General features: G+C 62.2%; 13 protein-coding genes. 5 read left to right on the top strand and 8 right to left on the bottom strand.

The window, feature by feature from the left end; translation table 11 throughout:
• Nucleotides 1-122: 122 nt before the first annotated feature.
• From ACPZMI_RS20225 to ACPZMI_RS20205, 5 genes are all read right to left on the bottom strand, one after another.
• A complete protein-coding gene (locus ACPZMI_RS20225) occupies nt 123-818 on the bottom strand; it encodes a glutathione S-transferase N-terminal domain-containing protein (RefSeq protein ID WP_426352916.1) in 696 nt (231 codons plus the stop codon).
• A gap of 114 nt (nt 819-932) precedes the next feature.
• Entirely contained in the window at nt 933-1706 is a 774-nt protein-coding gene (locus ACPZMI_RS20220) for an OmpA family protein (protein ID WP_288375345.1), read from the bottom strand.
• Nucleotides 1707-1717: 11 nt separating this feature from the next.
• Nucleotides 1718-2107: a DUF4398 domain-containing protein gene (locus ACPZMI_RS20215; RefSeq protein ID WP_426352915.1), complete on the bottom strand. Its 390-nt coding sequence runs from the start codon at nt 2105-2107 to the stop codon at nt 1718-1720.
• Nucleotides 2108-2407: 300 nt separating this feature from the next.
• Nucleotides 2408-2905, bottom strand: coding sequence for a PaaI family thioesterase (locus ACPZMI_RS20210; RefSeq protein WP_426352914.1), 498 nt, complete (start codon nt 2903-2905; stop codon nt 2408-2410).
• Nucleotides 2906-3011: 106 nt separating this feature from the next.
• Nucleotides 3012-4397, bottom strand: coding sequence for an amino acid permease (locus ACPZMI_RS20205; protein WP_426352913.1), 1386 nt, complete (start codon nt 4395-4397; stop codon nt 3012-3014).
• Between the two features lie 290 nt (nt 4398-4687).
• On the opposite strand from ACPZMI_RS20205, the gene gcvA reads away from it, so the two are divergent.
• Nucleotides 4688-5584 carry a transcriptional regulator GcvA gene (gcvA, locus tag ACPZMI_RS20200; RefSeq protein WP_054892712.1) on the top strand — a complete coding sequence of 299 codons (897 nt, stop codon included), beginning with the start codon at nt 4688-4690 and terminating at the stop codon, nt 5582-5584.
• A gap of 110 nt (nt 5585-5694) precedes the next feature.
• Nucleotides 5695-6945, top strand: a complete 1251-nt coding sequence (locus tag ACPZMI_RS20195) for a 2-aminoadipate transaminase (RefSeq protein ID WP_426352912.1) — start codon at nt 5695-5697, stop codon at nt 6943-6945.
• A 3-nt stretch (nt 6946-6948) separates the two neighbouring features.
• On the opposite strand, the gene ACPZMI_RS20190 is transcribed toward ACPZMI_RS20195, so the two are convergent.
• Complete coding sequence (locus ACPZMI_RS20190; protein ID WP_186669766.1) at nt 6949-7251, bottom strand: hypothetical protein; 303 nt, start codon at nt 7249-7251, stop codon at nt 6949-6951.
• Between the two features lie 164 nt (nt 7252-7415).
• Between ACPZMI_RS20190 and ACPZMI_RS20185 the strand changes: the two genes are divergently transcribed.
• Together ACPZMI_RS20185 and fusA are read left to right on the top strand one after the other, a co-directional pair.
• On the top strand, nt 7416-7844 hold the full coding sequence (locus ACPZMI_RS20185) for a hypothetical protein (protein ID WP_186669768.1): 429 nt from the start codon (nt 7416-7418) through the stop codon (nt 7842-7844).
• A 71-nt stretch (nt 7845-7915) separates the two neighbouring features.
• Nucleotides 7916-10027, top strand: coding sequence for an elongation factor G (fusA, locus tag ACPZMI_RS20180; RefSeq protein ID WP_054892708.1), 2112 nt, complete (start codon nt 7916-7918; stop codon nt 10025-10027).
• A gap of 67 nt (nt 10028-10094) precedes the next feature.
• Here the strand turns inward: fusA and ACPZMI_RS20175 are convergent, their stop codons facing one another.
• Together ACPZMI_RS20175 and ACPZMI_RS20170 are read right to left on the bottom strand one after the other, a co-directional pair.
• Nucleotides 10095-11537, bottom strand: coding sequence for a SulP family inorganic anion transporter (locus ACPZMI_RS20175; RefSeq protein WP_426352911.1), 1443 nt, complete (start codon nt 11535-11537; stop codon nt 10095-10097).
• Between the two features lie 131 nt (nt 11538-11668).
• Entirely contained in the window at nt 11669-13378 is a 1710-nt protein-coding gene (locus tag ACPZMI_RS20170; RefSeq protein ID WP_426352910.1) for a S8/S53 family peptidase, read from the bottom strand.
• 151 nt (nt 13379-13529) lie between these two features.
• Here ACPZMI_RS20170 and ACPZMI_RS20165 point away from each other — a divergent pair, with 151 nt between their 5' ends.
• Nucleotides 13530-14294 (top strand): secretin N-terminal domain-containing protein, encoded by a 765-nt coding sequence (locus tag ACPZMI_RS20165; RefSeq protein WP_186669776.1) that lies wholly within the window; start codon nt 13530-13532, stop codon nt 14292-14294.
• Nucleotides 14295-14674: the final 380 nt, after the last annotated feature.

The raw sequence follows: 14674 nt of genomic DNA, 5'->3' as shown, positions 1-14674 counted from the left end.
CCTTCAACCTACGATCTACATTGACCAAGGTCACGCGACAGCCACTCGACCGACACCACGCCGCTGACCCGCAGCCCCGTGCCGGAGACAAAAAAGAGGCCGCGCAGGCGGCCTCGATCAGGTCATCCCGGAATTTTCAGCCCACGCTGCACCGCAGGACGTTCCAGGAATTTTGCCAACACTCGCTGCACATCCTTGAACTGGTCAAAGCCCACCAGATAACGGGCGTTGTAGCGGTCCACGAGATTGCGCACCCAGGGGAAGATGGCGATATCGGCGATACTGTACTCATCGACCATCCACTCACGGCCCTTCAGGTGACGATCGAGCACACCGAGCAAGCGCTTGGATTCGTTGACGTAACGATCACGCGGACGCTTGTCCTCGTAATCCTTGCCAGCGAAGAAATGGAAGAACCCCACCTGGCCAAACATGGGCCCGACGCCGCCCATCTGGAACATCAACCACTGCAAGGTCTGATAGCGCTGGACGGGGTCCTGACTGAGCAACTTACCGGTCTTTTCTGCCAGGTACTGGAGAATCGCCCCCGACTCGAAAAGCGGCAACGCCCGTCCATCCGGACCGGCAGGATCGAGAATCGCAGGAATCTTGTTGTTGGCGCTGAGCGAGATGAACTCGGGGGTCAACTGATCGTTGGTCTCGAAGCTGACCTTGTGCACCTCGTAGGGCAGGCCGATCTCTTCGAGCATGATCGAGACCTTGACGCCATTGGGTGTGGCCAGAGAATAGAGTTGCAAGCGCTCGGGGTGCTGCGCCGGCCACTTCTGCGTGATGGGAAATGCGGACAGATCGGTCATGGTCGATTCCGAATGCGAGGGGACCATCACTCTAGAACCAACGTCAATGTTTGACCATGGCCTTTTCGGTATCGAGGGTGACGCACCCGCACGGGTGCGCCCCCTGTCGTACGATCAATAGCGTGGCAGTACGGGCTGGGCACCGTTGGAGATGACCACTTCGACGCGCCGGTTGAGCTGGCGCGACTGTGCATCGGCATTGCTTGCTACCGGATACTCCTTGCCGTAGCCGGCAGTGACCATGCGATCACCGGCCACGCCCTGACGACGCAGGGCATTGGCCACCGCCGCCGCACGCTGCTCGGACAATCGCTGGTTGAGCGCATCGCTGCCAGTCGAGTCGGTGAAGCCTTCGATCAGTACCTTGCGCTCTGGGTTCTGTTCCAGGTAATGCGCGAGTTGCTGGATGTTACGATGGCTGCCGCCACGCAGTTCGGCACGTCCTGTATCGAACAGCACATCGCCGAAGGTGATGACCGTGCCACGGTCACTGGGTTTGGCATTGAGGTTCTGCAACGCCTTGAGCTGGGCGGTCCGTACATCCAGACGCGCCTGGGTGCGCTGGGCTTCGATGCCCTGCAGGCCGGTTTCAGCCTGACGCAACAAGATGGTCTGCTCGGCAGTTTCGATCCTGCGGTTGGCAAGATAGGCGAGCTGAGTCACCTCGGCGCTCTTGCGGTTCTTGAGCGAAGCCTGCTCGGCTCGTCCCAGGGCGCTATAGGCCTCACGGGTTTCCAGTGCAGCAACGCGACTCGCCTCAGGCTTTGCCTGCAGCACCGAATACGCCTCACGCGCTTCAAGCAACCCAGGGTTTTCCGGAGTGGTACCACAACCGGCCAGCATCAGAGCGAGGACCGAGACACCCGGCAGCAAATGGAATTTCGACATGATGGTTCTCCTCAGCGGGGGGTAGCGGTGGCTTGCGGGGCTTCGAGCAATTCCTGCTTGAGCACCTCGATGCCTTGGCGGGCAGTGTCCAGCTGGGCTTTGGTCTTGCGTGCAGCAGCCTTGCGCTCGGCCAGACGGGCATCGGCCTCGGCCTGCTCGGCAAGTGTCTTCACCTGAGCGGCATTTTTCTCACCCAGCGCGCGCTCCATGGCGTTGAGTTTGTCCTGGGCAGCACGCATCTCCGCCGGTGCGTACTGCGTGGCGTCAGCAGAGACCGCTCGGTTGACCGCGCTTCGGGTCAGCTCGATCTGCTCGCCAGGCATGACCGAACTGGCGCAGCCACTCAGGGCCAGAATCAGGCCGGCGGCAGGCAGGAACTTGATAGTGAATCGGGCAGGCATTGAACAACTCCTCGTGAGTTGACGACACACGAACACTGGGCTCCCTCCGTGTTCGTGCGGTGATGGTCGAAAGGATTCAGAGGGCACGGTCGATGTTCATGATGCGGGCGGTTTCAGCCGCTACGAGAGGGGAGCAATCGGTGAGAAACGTAGAACATCTATGCCAGTCTCTTGGAAAAGCATTGCAAGACTATTCCGCAGACCTTGAACACCACCTGGGAATTATCCGAACCAACCACTAGGAGTTTTCGACAAACCGCATGCTGCATCGGGTAGCCGATGGCTACCCGCCCCAACCGTTCAGCTACGCTCGTGCGCTTGCCGCTTGAGCTTTTCGGTGTCCACACGCACGAACACAGAGTCGGCGCTGACGGTCAGCACATCCCCGGCCCAGACCTCGCAAATGACCCGGCTCTTGCGCCCGACCTCGCCTTCGACCCTGGCCTTGAGCAGAAGCTCAACGCCCATGGGCGTGGGCTTGAGGTAAGTCAGGTTGAGGGTGCCGGTGACACAGTCGATACGCGGCAAGCTGCCCGGCTCGCGCCCTTCTGCCCGGTAGTGGTAGGCCATTGCGGTCCAGTTGGAATGGCAGTCCACCAGCATCGCCAGCAGGCCACCGTAGACCAATCCGGGCCAGCCGATGAAGTTACTGTCAGGCGAGTGCCGGCAGAGCAGGTGCACGCCGTCGCTGTCCCAGTGGCTCTGGATATGCAGGCCACTGGGGTGGGAACAACCGCAGCCATAGCAGGAGCCTTCGGGCGCCGCCAGTTGCTGGAGGGAGAGTGCTTTCTCGTTCATACGCTTCCTGTGCTTGTTGGAATGGGAAGGATGGTGGGAGGATGGTAGCGCTCCCCCCTTCCTTGTGCACTCACCTGCAGCGGCAAACACAGGATGAGCGCAAGCGTCAAACGACTTGCACCCGACCAGACCTCTCTCGCCGCCGTGTCACGGAAATCAGCAGGATCACCGCCGTAACCCCGGCCGTCATCAGGGTTTCGTAGCGATAGGCATCGCTGAACAGCATGTACCCCAGCACCAGCACGATAGTCCCGATCACCAGCCAGGTGAACCATGGGAACAACCACATCTTCAATGCAAGCTCCGTCCCCTCACGCTCAGCCCGCGCACGCATGCGCAGTTGCGAAACGGCAATCACCAGGTACACCAGCAGGGCGATGGCCCCCGTGGTCGACAACAGGAAACCGAACACCTTGCCCGGGAACACATAGTTGACGAAGCAGCCGGCGAAACCCGCCAAGGTCGACAGGATCACCGCTACGGTCGGCACACCAGCCCCGGAAATCCGCCGGGTCATGCTCGGCGCCTCGCCGCGAGCGCCCAACGAATAGAGCATCCGCGAGGCCGTGTAGAGCCCGGAGTTCATGCAACTGGTCACCGCCACCAACACCACCACATCGACCACCAGCTTGGCACCCGGCACATTGAGCACCTCAAGCACGCGCTGGAACGAGCCCACTGCCTTGAGCCCCGGATCGTTCCAAGCCACCAGCGACACCACCAGGAAGATCGAAGCCAGGTAGAAGATGGCGATGCGGTACACCACCAGGTTTGTGGCGCGACGGATCTTTTCCTTGGGGTTGGCGGTTTCATCGGCGGCAATGGTGACGATCTCGGCACCGAAGAACGAGAAGATCGTGATCAGCACGCCCCCCAGCACCGTGCCGAAGCCATTGGGCATGAAACCTCCGTTGGCCCACAACTGACTGACACCTGAGACCTTGGCCAACGGCCAGACGCCGAACAGTGCCAGGCTGCAGATGATGATGAAGGCGAGAATCGCGACCACCTTGATCAACGCGAACCAGTACTCGAAGGCGCCGAAGTTCTTCACGCTGACCAGGTTGGTCCCCGACAGCAGCACCATGATCAGGAAGGCGAATAGCCAGGACGGCACATCGGGAAAATAGGCATGGAGGATGTCGGCGCCAGCGATCGCCTCGACCGGGATGATCAATACCCAGAACCACCAGTACAGCCAGCCGATGGTGAAACCGGCCCAAGGTCCGATGGCCTCGGTGGCGTAGGTGGAAAACGAACCGCTGTTGGGGTTGGCGATAGCCATTTCGCCAAGCATGCGCATCACCAGCAGCACCAGCAGGCCGGTCATGGCATAGGAAATGAGGATCGCCGGACCTGCCGTGGCAATGGCGTTGGAGGAGCCGATGAACAAGCCGGCACCAATGATGCCAGCGATGGAAATCATGGACACCTGGCGCGAAGTCAGGCCGTGCTGCAGCGAACGCTGTTTCTTTTGTTGAGACGATGCCATGGGGAACCCTCTGATGGGTCGGCCGCCGCAAAAGGCGGCGATGAGTCTGAGCAGATTTTGTTGTAGGTCTGTGCAGTTGTTTCTTGTTGTTGTGCAGTTTTCGCTGTCACTGCGCACAGGACAGGAAGTTGGGAATAAGGGGTGTTTTTTCTCTTGCCTCTCCATCGGGTTGTAATCGTTGATCCAGGTCAGTATTAATCTATAGGCGTGGCTCAACAAACGACCTTTTAGAAACACATGATTCCGTTTTGGAATGCATTTCTTATTTTTCCTGCCTGGTAACGCCTGTCATGTCCAAACGCCTGATGCCCTCCACCACCGCCCTGCAATGCTTCGAGGCAGCCGCCCGCCACCTGAGCTTTACCCGTGCGGCGCAGGAGTTGCACCTCACCCAGAGCGCGGTGAGCAAACAGGTCGCACAGCTCGAGGACATGTTGTCCCACCCGCTGTTCCAGCGTATTCGCCGACGCCTGCACCTGACCCCGGCAGGCGCGCTGTACCTCACCGAAGTGAACAAGATCCTCACCCAGATCGACATCTCCAGCCGCTACATCCTCAGCTACGGCGACGAGACCGAAGTCCTGCGCATCGCCACCCAACCCACCTTCGGCGCGCGCTGGCTGGTGCCCCACCTCAAGGGTTTCGGCGAACGCCATCCGCGCATCCACCTGGACGTCCGTAACGAACTGGAGCCATTCGACCTCGTGCAGGCCAAGGTCGATATCGCGTTCTTCTTTGGCCAGGGCACCTGGCCCGGCGCCACTTGCCTTGAGCTGTTCAGCGAGGAGGTGGTGCCGGTGTGCGCACCACAACTGTTGCAGGCACATGCTTTCGACAGTGCCCAGTCGCTGACCGAGCACCGTCTGCTGCAATGCGCATCGAGGCCCGAAGCCTGGCACGAGTGGTTCCTTGGGCTGGGGCTGCACAGCCAGAACAGCTACCACGGCCCACGCTTCGACACCTTCTACCTGTGCATCCGCGCAGCCATCGCAGGCTGCGGGATTGCCCTGATTCCGCGTTACCTGGTGGCCGAGGAACTAAGCGAAGGCAAGCTGGTGGTGCCGTGGAATCATCCGGTGGCGAGCAATGGCCGGCACTTCATGGCCCATGCCGAGCATGCGGCCGAGGTGCCCAAGGTAAAGGCCTTCGTGGAGTGGATCCTGGAACGGGCAGCTGAAGAGGGTTAAAAGTCGAACTTCGAGAATCCAAGGAATGATCCCAATCGAATAATTCGTTTGCCGAACACACATTCATCGCGCTTGGATAATAAGAAATTCGAACAAGGTTCCGCGCGTCCATGAATCAGGAAAGTATCAGCCAGTCCATCGCCATCGTTCACCCGATCACACTTTCCCATGGCCGCAACGCCGAAGTATGGGATACCGACGACAAGCGCTATATCGACTTCGTCGGCGGTATCGGCGTGCTCAACCTGGGCCACTGCAACCCGGCAGTGGTCGAGGCCATTCAGCACCAGGCCGCCCGCCTGACCCATTACGCCTTCAACGCCGCCCCCCATGCACCCTATGTTGCGGTCATGAAGCAGTTGAGCGCGTTCGTGCCGGTGAGCTACCCGCTTGCAGGCATGCTCACCAACAGCGGCGCCGAAGCTGCGGAGAACGCATTGAAGGTGGCCCGTGGCGCCACCGGCAAGCGGGCCGTCATCGCCTTCGACGGTGGATTCCATGGCCGCACCCTGGCCACCCTCAACCTCAACGGCAAGGTCGCCCCCTACAAGCAACGCGTGGGTGAGCTGCCGGGGCCGGTCTACCACCTACCCTACCCCAGCGCCGACACCGGCGTGACCTGCGACCAGGCGCTCAAGGCCATGGAGCGGCTGTTCGCCGTCGAGATCGCAATCGAGGATGTGGCAGCCTTCATCCTGGAACCGGTGCAAGGCGAAGGCGGCTTCCTCGCGCTGGACCCCACCTTCGCCCAGGCCCTGCGCCGCTTCTGCGACCAGCATGGCATTCTCATCATCATCGACGAGATCCAGTCCGGTTTCGGACGCACCGGCCAGCGCTTCGCCTTCCCACGCCTGGGCATCGAGCCAGATCTTCTGTTGCTGGCCAAGAGCATCGCCGGCGGCATGCCGCTGGGTGCAGTGGTCGGCCGACGTGAACTGCTGGATGCCCTGCCCAAGGGCGGGCTTGGCGGCACCTATTCAGGTAATCCCATCGCCTGTGCCGCGGCCCTGGCCAGCCTGGCGCAGATGACCGACGAGAACCTCGCCACCTGGGGCGAGCGTCAGGAGCAGGCCATCGTGAGGCGCTTCGAACACTGGAAAAGTAGCGGCCTGTGCCCCTACCTTGGGCGCCTGACCGGCGTCGGCGCGATGCGCGGGATCGAGTTCGTCAACACCGATGGCAGCCCAGCGCCAGCGCAGCTGGCCAAGGTAATGGAGACTGCGCGAGCCAAGGGGTTGCTACTGATGCCCAGTGGCAAGGCCCGTCACATCATTCGTCTGCTGGCACCGCTGACCATCGAAACCGAGGTGCTCGAGGAAGGGCTCGATATCCTCGAACAGTGCCTGACCGCACTGGACTGAGACTCAGAGCCCCAGTTCTTCTGGGGTGAGCATGTCGGACTCGAAGGCGATCCAACCGCCTTCGAGCTCGGCGTGGCCATTGACGATCGGGCCGTAATAGGTCAGACCGTTCTCAAGCGTGACGCAGATGTGCGTGGCCGACTTTTCAGGCGCCGCGAGCGTACCGACGAAATGCACCTTCTTCAGCGTTTCGCTCACCGCCTCGAGACCGATGCGCATACCTGGGTTCTCCGAGGCCTCGGCGTCCCCGCCACGGTCTTCGGCGCTGACAGTCACAGTGGCGATGTAGGGGTACTTGGTGCTCAAGCGGGGTTACCTCGGGTGGATAGTCGTGTGGGCGCGTAGAGTACGGCAGGTGATCCCTGTTGTCTCTACTGGCCTCTTCACGGGATGGCCTGCAACAGGTGATCTGCCCCCCTCGATCTGTTAGGGTGCCGGGCGATGCACGCCATACCAGACGAGGACACCACGTGAGCGCCGAAGAACCCCTGATCGCCGACCTGTTCGAGGTCGACAAACGCCTGACCCTCAAGCCCGTCGTGGACTTCAACACCTACCTGCGCAACGCCTTTGGCGACGGCGCGTGCCGCTGTCATCGCTGCGTCGAGCTGAACGGCGACGAAAGCAGCTACAGCCACCGCCACACCTTCGAGTTCGATGGCCGCCCGATGCACCGGCGCTTCGCCAACACCGCAGGCAGCGATGTATTGCAAGCCTTGAAGAAAGCCTGGCTGTCATACACCAAGAACGACCTGCCCCTGCTCGGCCAGCTCGATCTGAACACCCTGCGCACCTTCACCGAAACGAACCTGCATGAGCGGCTTGTGGCCCTGCTCCCGGCCAGCGGCCTGGCGCGCGAGGTCGAAGGTACTTGGGTGCTGCAAGCCCAGGCCGACTGACAGCCCGGCGGCGCAGCAGGATTCTCCCGGTCTGCTACCGTGGGAGAATCCTCACCTGCAGGTGACCTGCCATGGCCCGCACAACCCCCATCGAGCTGTACCGCAATATCGGCATCGTCGCCCACGTCGATGCCGGCAAGACCACCACAACGGAACGCATCCTGTTCTACACCGGGGTCAACCACAAGATGGGCGAGGTCCACGACGGCGCCGCGACCATGGACTGGATGGCCCAGGAGCAGGAACGCGGCATCACCATCACCTCGGCGGCGACCACGGCGTTCTGGCAAGGCTCGACCAAGCAATTCGCCGACAAGTACCGCTTCAACATCATCGATACGCCCGGCCACGTCGACTTCACCATCGAGGTGGAGCGTTCGCTACGCGTGCTCGATGGCGCAGTGGTGGTCTTCAGCGGCGCCGACGGGGTCGAGCCGCAGTCCGAGACGGTGTGGCGCCAGGCGAACAAGTACCATGTGCCACGCCTGGCCTATATCAACAAGATGGACCGCCAGGGTGCGGACTTTCTGCGTGTGGTGAAGCAGATCGACCAGCGCCTGGGCCACCACCCGGTGCCCATCCAGTTGGCCATCGGCAGCGAAGAAAACTTCATCGGCCAGATCGACCTGGTGAAGATGAAGGCCATCTACTGGAACGACGCCGACCAGGGCACCAGCTACCGCGAAGAACCGATTCCCGCCGAACTGCAGGCCCTGGCCGACGAATGGCGCGCGCACATGGTCGAGGCCGCGGCCGAAGCCAATGACGAACTGACCCTTAAGTTTCTTGAAGGCGAAGAGCTGAGCATCGACGAGATCAAAGCCGCCCTGCGCCAACGCACCATCGCCAACGAGATCGTACCGACCATCCTTGGCTCCTCGTTCAAGAACAAGGGCGTGCCACTGATGCTCGACGCTGTGATCGACTACCTCCCCGCGCCCAGCGAAATCCCTGCAATCAAGGGCACCGACCCGGACGACGAGGAAAAGCACCTCGAGCGCCATGCCGACGACAAGGAACCGTTCTCCGCACTCGCCTTCAAGATCGCCACCGACCCCTTCGTCGGCACCCTGACCTTCGCCCGCGTCTACTCCGGCGTACTCAGTTCCGGCAATGCGGTGCTCAACTCGGTCAAGGGCAAGAAGGAACGCATCGGCCGCATGGTCCAGATGCACGCCAACCAGCGCGCGGAAATCAAGGACGTGTGCGCAGGCGACATCGCCGCGCTGATCGGCATGAAGGACGTGACCACCGGCGACACCCTGTGCGACATCGACAAGCCGATCATCCTCGAGCGCATGGACTTCCCGGACCCGGTGATCTCCGTCGCAGTCGAGCCGAAAACCAAGGCCGACCAGGAGAAGATGGGGATCGCCCTGGGCAAGCTCGCCCAGGAAGACCCCTCGTTCCGCGTGCGCACCGACGAAGAGACCGGGCAGACCATCATCTCCGGCATGGGCGAGCTGCACCTGGACATCATCGTCGACCGCATGCGCCGGGAGTTCAACGTCGAGGCCAATATCGGCAAACCACAGGTCGCCTACCGCGAGAAAATCCGCAACACCTGCGAGATCGAAGGCCGCTTCGTCCGACAGTCTGGCGGACGCGGCCAGTATGGCCACTGCTGGATACGCTTCGCCCCGGGCGACGAAGGCAAGGAAGGCCTGGAGTTCATCAATGAGATCGTCGGCGGCGTGGTGCCGCGCGAGTACATCCCGGCGATCCAGAAAGGCATCGAGGAGCAGATGAAGAACGGCGTGCTCGCCGGGTATCCCCTGATCAACCTCAAGGCCGCAGTGTTCGACGGCTCCTACCACGACGTCGATTCCAACGAAATGGCCTACAAGATTGCCGCGTCCATGGCGACCAAGCAGCTGTCTCAAAAAGGCGGCGCGGTGTTGCTGGAGCCGGTGATGAAGGTCGAGGTGGTAACGCCCGAGGAGTACCAGGGCGACATTCTGGGCGACCTGAGCCGTCGCCGCGGGATGATCCAGGATGGTGACGAGACGCCCGCCGGCAAGGTGATTCGCGCCGAGGTGCCGTTGGGCGAGATGTTCGGCTACGCCACCTCGATGCGCTCGATGACCCAAGGCCGGGCCAGCTTCTCAATGGAGTTCACGCGCTATGCGGAGGCGCCGGCAAGTATCGCCGATGGCATCGTGAAGAAGAACCGGGGGGAATAGCCCAGGCGACCTCATCGCGGGGCCCGGACTTGCACCGCGGTGGCGTCGGTCTCGCCGACTCAGAACCTCAATGCTGCTCGCCTGCCCGCCGCAACAGCTTCTTGCACCGCTCCGACAGATGCACCACGCGCAGGTGCTTGCCCGCACGGGAATACCGCTCGCGCAGGGTCTTCAACGCGGCGATCGCCGAGTAGTCGACGAAACTCAGGTGCTTGCAGTCCAGCGTCACGCTCTGCGGATCCTGCGCCGGATCGAACTGCTCGAGAAACGGTGTGGTCGAGGCGAAGAACAAGGTGCCGTGCACTTGGTAAATCTTGCCGCCCTGGCCGTCCTCGTGGCTATCGGCATACAGCTCACGAGCATGCTGCCAGGCGAAGTTGATGGCCGCGATGACAATCCCGAACAGCACCGCAGTGGCCAGGTCCGTCAGTACCGTGACCACCGTTACTGCAATGATCGCCAACACATCGCTTTTCGGCACCTTGTGCAGCACTCGCAGCGACGCCCAGGCAAAGGTCTGCTGCGCCACGACGAACATCACCCCGACCAGTGCGGCCAGCGGAATACGCTCGATCAGCGGCGACAGGAACAACACGAACAGCAGGATCATCACCCCCGCCACTACGCCCGACAGCCGACCGCGGCCATTGGAACTGAGGTTGATCACGGTCTGGCCGATCATCGCGCAGCCGCCCATGCCACCGCACAGCCCCGACACCATGTTGGCCGCGCCCAGGGCCACACATTCACGATCAGGGAAACCGCGGCTCTCGGTGATCTCATCGGTGAGATTGAGGGTCAGCAGGGTTTCCAGCAGACCGACCATGGCCATCAACAGCGCATAGGGGGCGATGATCTTGAGCGTCTCGAGGTTCCAGGGCACCTCCGGCCAGGCCAGTTGCGGCAGGCCACCGGCGATGTGCGCCATGTCGCCGAGGGTGCGGGTCGGCAGCTCGAGCAGGTAGACCAGCAGGCCCACACCGAGAATAGCCACCAGCGCAGGCGGCACCGCGCGGGTCAGCTTCGGCAGTACGTAGACCACCAGCATCGTCAGGGCTACCAGAACGACCATCAGCAGCAGCGGCTTCCCGCCGAGCCAGTGCTCGCCGTCCTTGAAATGCTCGAGCTGGGCCATGGCGATGACGATGGCCAGGCCATTGACGAAGCCAAGCATCACCGGGTAAGGCACCAGCCGCACCAGCTTCCCAAGACGCAGCACGCCGAACAGGATCATCACGATCCCGCCAAGCAGCACCGTGGCCAGCAGATACTGGGCACCGTGCTGCACGACCAGGGCGACGATCACCACCGCCATCGACCCGGCGGCGCCGGAGATCATCCCCGGGCGACCGCCGAACAACGCGGTCAGCGTGCAGATGATGAAGGCACCGTAGAGCCCCATCAGCGGATTGAGGTGCGCCACCAGGGCGAAGGCGATGCACTCGGGCACCAGGGCGAAGGAGGTGGTCAGGCCAGCGAGTACGTCGGCACGAAGTCGGGCGGGTTTCATGTAGATCCTGTGGGGTGTCCAGTCATGGCGACGGCGCGCGCGCAATGGGAGCAACCCATCACCCACGCAGAAGCAAAAACGAAGGGCGCGATGTTACGGAATTTGTCTGACAGCGGCCACCGCCGCTCTGCTCAGCGCACCCGCTCCCGGCTCTGCACCGCGAGATCCAGCGCGCGTTGCATGTCCAGCCGCGCCGAGCGACCCAGGTCCGGGTCATTGAGGCGGCCATTGCGCTCCGACGGCAGGATCGGCGCAGTCAGGTCCTCGGCATCCATCGCCTCGAAGTCCTGTTCAGAGCCCATGGTCAGGGAGCTGCGGCGCAGCAACATACGCACCTGCTCGGGCGTAAGCTGCGGATTGATCGACAACATCGCTGCCACCGTCGAAGCCACCAACGGCGCCGCGTAGGACGTACCGCAGTGCGGCTTGCCAGCATCGGCAGGTTGCAGACAGGCCGCTGCACTGACATCCACACGCATGTCGACATTGGAGCTGCGGCGCTTGACCACATGCTGCGGATCCTCGACCGCGGTGTCGCGCTCGCTGCGTTGATGCCCGCCCACCACCAGCAACTGCTCGGTCACGAACGACGATGGCAAACGGTATTCATCAGTGCCAGACCATGACGAGCCATTGCCCGCCGAATTGACCACCACCACATCCGGGTGCTCGCTGCGCAGCCACAGGAAGAATTCCTCGAGCAACTCCTCGTAGCCACTCATGGCCAACCCCGAGCGCACCAGCGAATCGACCTCGTCGCCCTCCACGTTTTTGGCGCCCACGCGGTGGATACCCCAACTCCAGTTGAGCACCCGTACGCCGTCCTCGACCAGGTTGACCGACGCGGCGATATTGGCGGTGATACCTGCATCCGAGTTGCGCTCGACGATCACCTCGAACCCAGGGCTGGCCTTGCCCAGGCCGCTGAGAAAGCCACCTGCCACCCCCTCCCCGCGCCCGGCCAGGATACCGGCGACGTGGCTGCCGTGGCTCTGCGCACGTGCGCCGTCGCGGCCGTAAAGGCAGGTCTGTCTTGGCCCGCAGGCGCCGCGATAAACCTGAAAGGGCGCAGCGTCGAAATCCAGCTCGCGCTCGATCACACCCACACGTATCGGCTGTACAGGCACGTTCGAGGCCGGGACCCGGCGCTGGTAGTAGTACAGGGCATCCGTGAAACGATTGGCCGCCCACTCATCGGCCTGGTCGATGACCGTAGCCTTGCCGCCCTCGCCTTCCTCACCTCGCTCCGGCGCCGACTCTTCGACGATGACCGCGTCCACGCTTATCTCGCTGCCCATGCGCAGGATCATCGCATCGCGCTGTACAAGATCACGTACCGGAAGGCGCAGTTGGTAGACGTTCAACGGCGGGATCGCCCCCACCACCTGCGCACCATATTTGTTGGCGATACGTTGCGCCTCCTCGCGCCCGTTGTGCTTTTCCTCGATCAACAGGCTGACCAGGTCGAGGTAGGTGGTCAGGCCGTCCATGTTCCTGGCCACCTCGTGCGAGCCTGCGGCGACCACATGGCTGCGCTGGCGAGTGAGCCAGACTGGATTGCTTTTCTGCCCGCTGACCTGCAGCCACAAAGCAGCGCTCGGACCGGGCTGGTCGAGCGTGAAGTCGAGCCTGTCGCCCTCGCGCTGCACGGCATTGGCAGGCAAGGCCCGGTCGCCCAGCCACACCTGTGGAGCCTGGTGCTCCAGACCTTGCGCGCGCAGGCACCAGTGCTGCGAGGCCTCGGACAGCAAATCGCCGCAGCGCTGCAACTGCTGGATGCGCGGTTCGGCGATGGCACTCTGTCCAAGAACAAGCAACAACAAAGGTAGGTAGTGCTTCATGCTGAGGGTCTGCAATGGTCTTTTTGCTGCGACCCCAGCGCTCAGGCGATGGTTCAGCTGTTGACGGTAGCCCGCGAAAGCTCCGCAGCCGCACTGCAAATTTCAAATCCCTGTGATCCAGACACGGCACAATGCTGGCAAATTTGCCATCATGTCTATTCAACCTGCGGAGACCACCTACATGCCGCTACGCCCCCTTGTCACCGCCCTGCTGCTGGCGGCCAGCCTCACCGCACAGGCGGCCACCGAAGTCGTGCCGCTGCAGCACCGCAGCAGCGCCGAGCTGCTGCCGACCGCCCAGTCCTTTCTTGGAAAGGACGGAACCGTCAGCGCCTTCGAGAACAAATTGATCGTCAATGCCAGCCCGGAACGCATCGACGACCTGCGCGCCTTGCTACAGCAGTTGGACACTGCGCCCAAACGCCTGCTGATCAGCGTTGACAACAACGACAGCAACTACCAGGACAACCGCGGCAACGCCCGGGTCATCCAGTACGGCACCAGCAACCGCGAAGGCGGCCTGCAGCAGATCCAGGCCAGCGAAGGCCAGCCGGCACTGATCCAGATCGGCCAGAGCATCCCCATCACCAGCACCTCGACCGATGGTTACGGACGCATCCAGAGCGACACCCAATACCGCAATGTGACCCAGGGTTTCTACGTCACGCCGAGCGTCAGCGGTGAAACGGTTCGTCTGCAAATCAGCACCAATAATGATCGAATGAGCCAGGAACGCCAGGATGTAGTGAAAGTGCAGAGCACCGACACGACCATCTCGGGCAAGCTCGGCGAGTGGATCACCCTGGCGGGGTACAACCAGCAGAGCCAGGCCGAAAACAGCCCTTCGGCCCTCACCTACAGCACCCAGCGCGGTGAAAACATGACGCTACGCGTCAAAGTCGACCTTCTCGACTGATCCCAGGCAGTTCAAGGCCTCGACCAAGGGCCTTGAAACTGACTGCAGAGTCGCATTAGACCAAAGATGTAGTAAGCCAAAAAAAGCACTACAAAACATTTGACAGGCTCTTTTCGCCAAGGGCATGATGGCCTCGCTCCCGCTAATCAGGGGCCCTGGCAAGGGCCTTCGGGACGCCCTCCCGATACCCCTGGAGGCGTCCTGTGTCTATACGGCCCACAAGGCGGTTCGACGGGATTGCGACTGCAACGAAGAAGTTGTCCCGAGGGACGGAAGCGCATCACCGCAGAACCGGCAATCGACGTCGCACCGCAGCAAGGCATCCACGAGCCGACCTGCTGGGGACACCTTCGCCTGAACTGCACCCCCTTCCCCTTCGA

This window comes from Pseudomonas wayambapalatensis, from assembly GCF_049942315.1.
Lineage (GTDB): Bacteria > Pseudomonadota > Gammaproteobacteria > Pseudomonadales > Pseudomonadaceae > Aquipseudomonas > Aquipseudomonas wayambapalatensis.
Note: the sequence above shows the minus strand (reverse complement) of the source record. Positions and strands in the feature narration are given on the sequence as shown.

Coding starts and splice junctions, on each gene's coding strand:
- ACPZMI_RS20225 (WP_426352916.1), bottom strand. CDS start 818: ATGACCGATCTGTCCGCATTTCCCATCACGCAGAAGTGGCCGGCGCAG.
- ACPZMI_RS20220 (WP_288375345.1), bottom strand. CDS start 1,706: ATGTCGAAATTCCATTTGCTGCCGGGTGTCTCGGTCCTCGCTCTGATG.
- ACPZMI_RS20215 (WP_426352915.1), bottom strand. CDS start 2,107: ATGCCTGCCCGATTCACTATCAAGTTCCTGCCTGCCGCCGGCCTGATT.
- ACPZMI_RS20210 (WP_426352914.1), bottom strand. CDS start 2,905: ATGAACGAGAAAGCACTCTCCCTCCAGCAACTGGCGGCGCCCGAAGGC.
- ACPZMI_RS20205 (WP_426352913.1), bottom strand. CDS start 4,397: ATGGCATCGTCTCAACAAAAGAAACAGCGTTCGCTGCAGCACGGCCTG.
- gcvA (WP_054892712.1), top strand. CDS start 4,688: ATGTCCAAACGCCTGATGCCCTCCACCACCGCCCTGCAATGCTTCGAG.
- ACPZMI_RS20195 (WP_426352912.1), top strand. CDS start 5,695: ATGAATCAGGAAAGTATCAGCCAGTCCATCGCCATCGTTCACCCGATC.
- fusA (WP_054892708.1), top strand. CDS start 7,916: ATGGCCCGCACAACCCCCATCGAGCTGTACCGCAATATCGGCATCGTC.
- ACPZMI_RS20175 (WP_426352911.1), bottom strand. CDS start 11,537: ATGAAACCCGCCCGACTTCGTGCCGACGTACTCGCTGGCCTGACCACC.
- ACPZMI_RS20170 (WP_426352910.1), bottom strand. CDS start 13,378: ATGAAGCACTACCTACCTTTGTTGTTGCTTGTTCTTGGACAGAGTGCC.
- ACPZMI_RS20165 (WP_186669776.1), top strand. CDS start 13,530: ATGTCTATTCAACCTGCGGAGACCACCTACATGCCGCTACGCCCCCTT.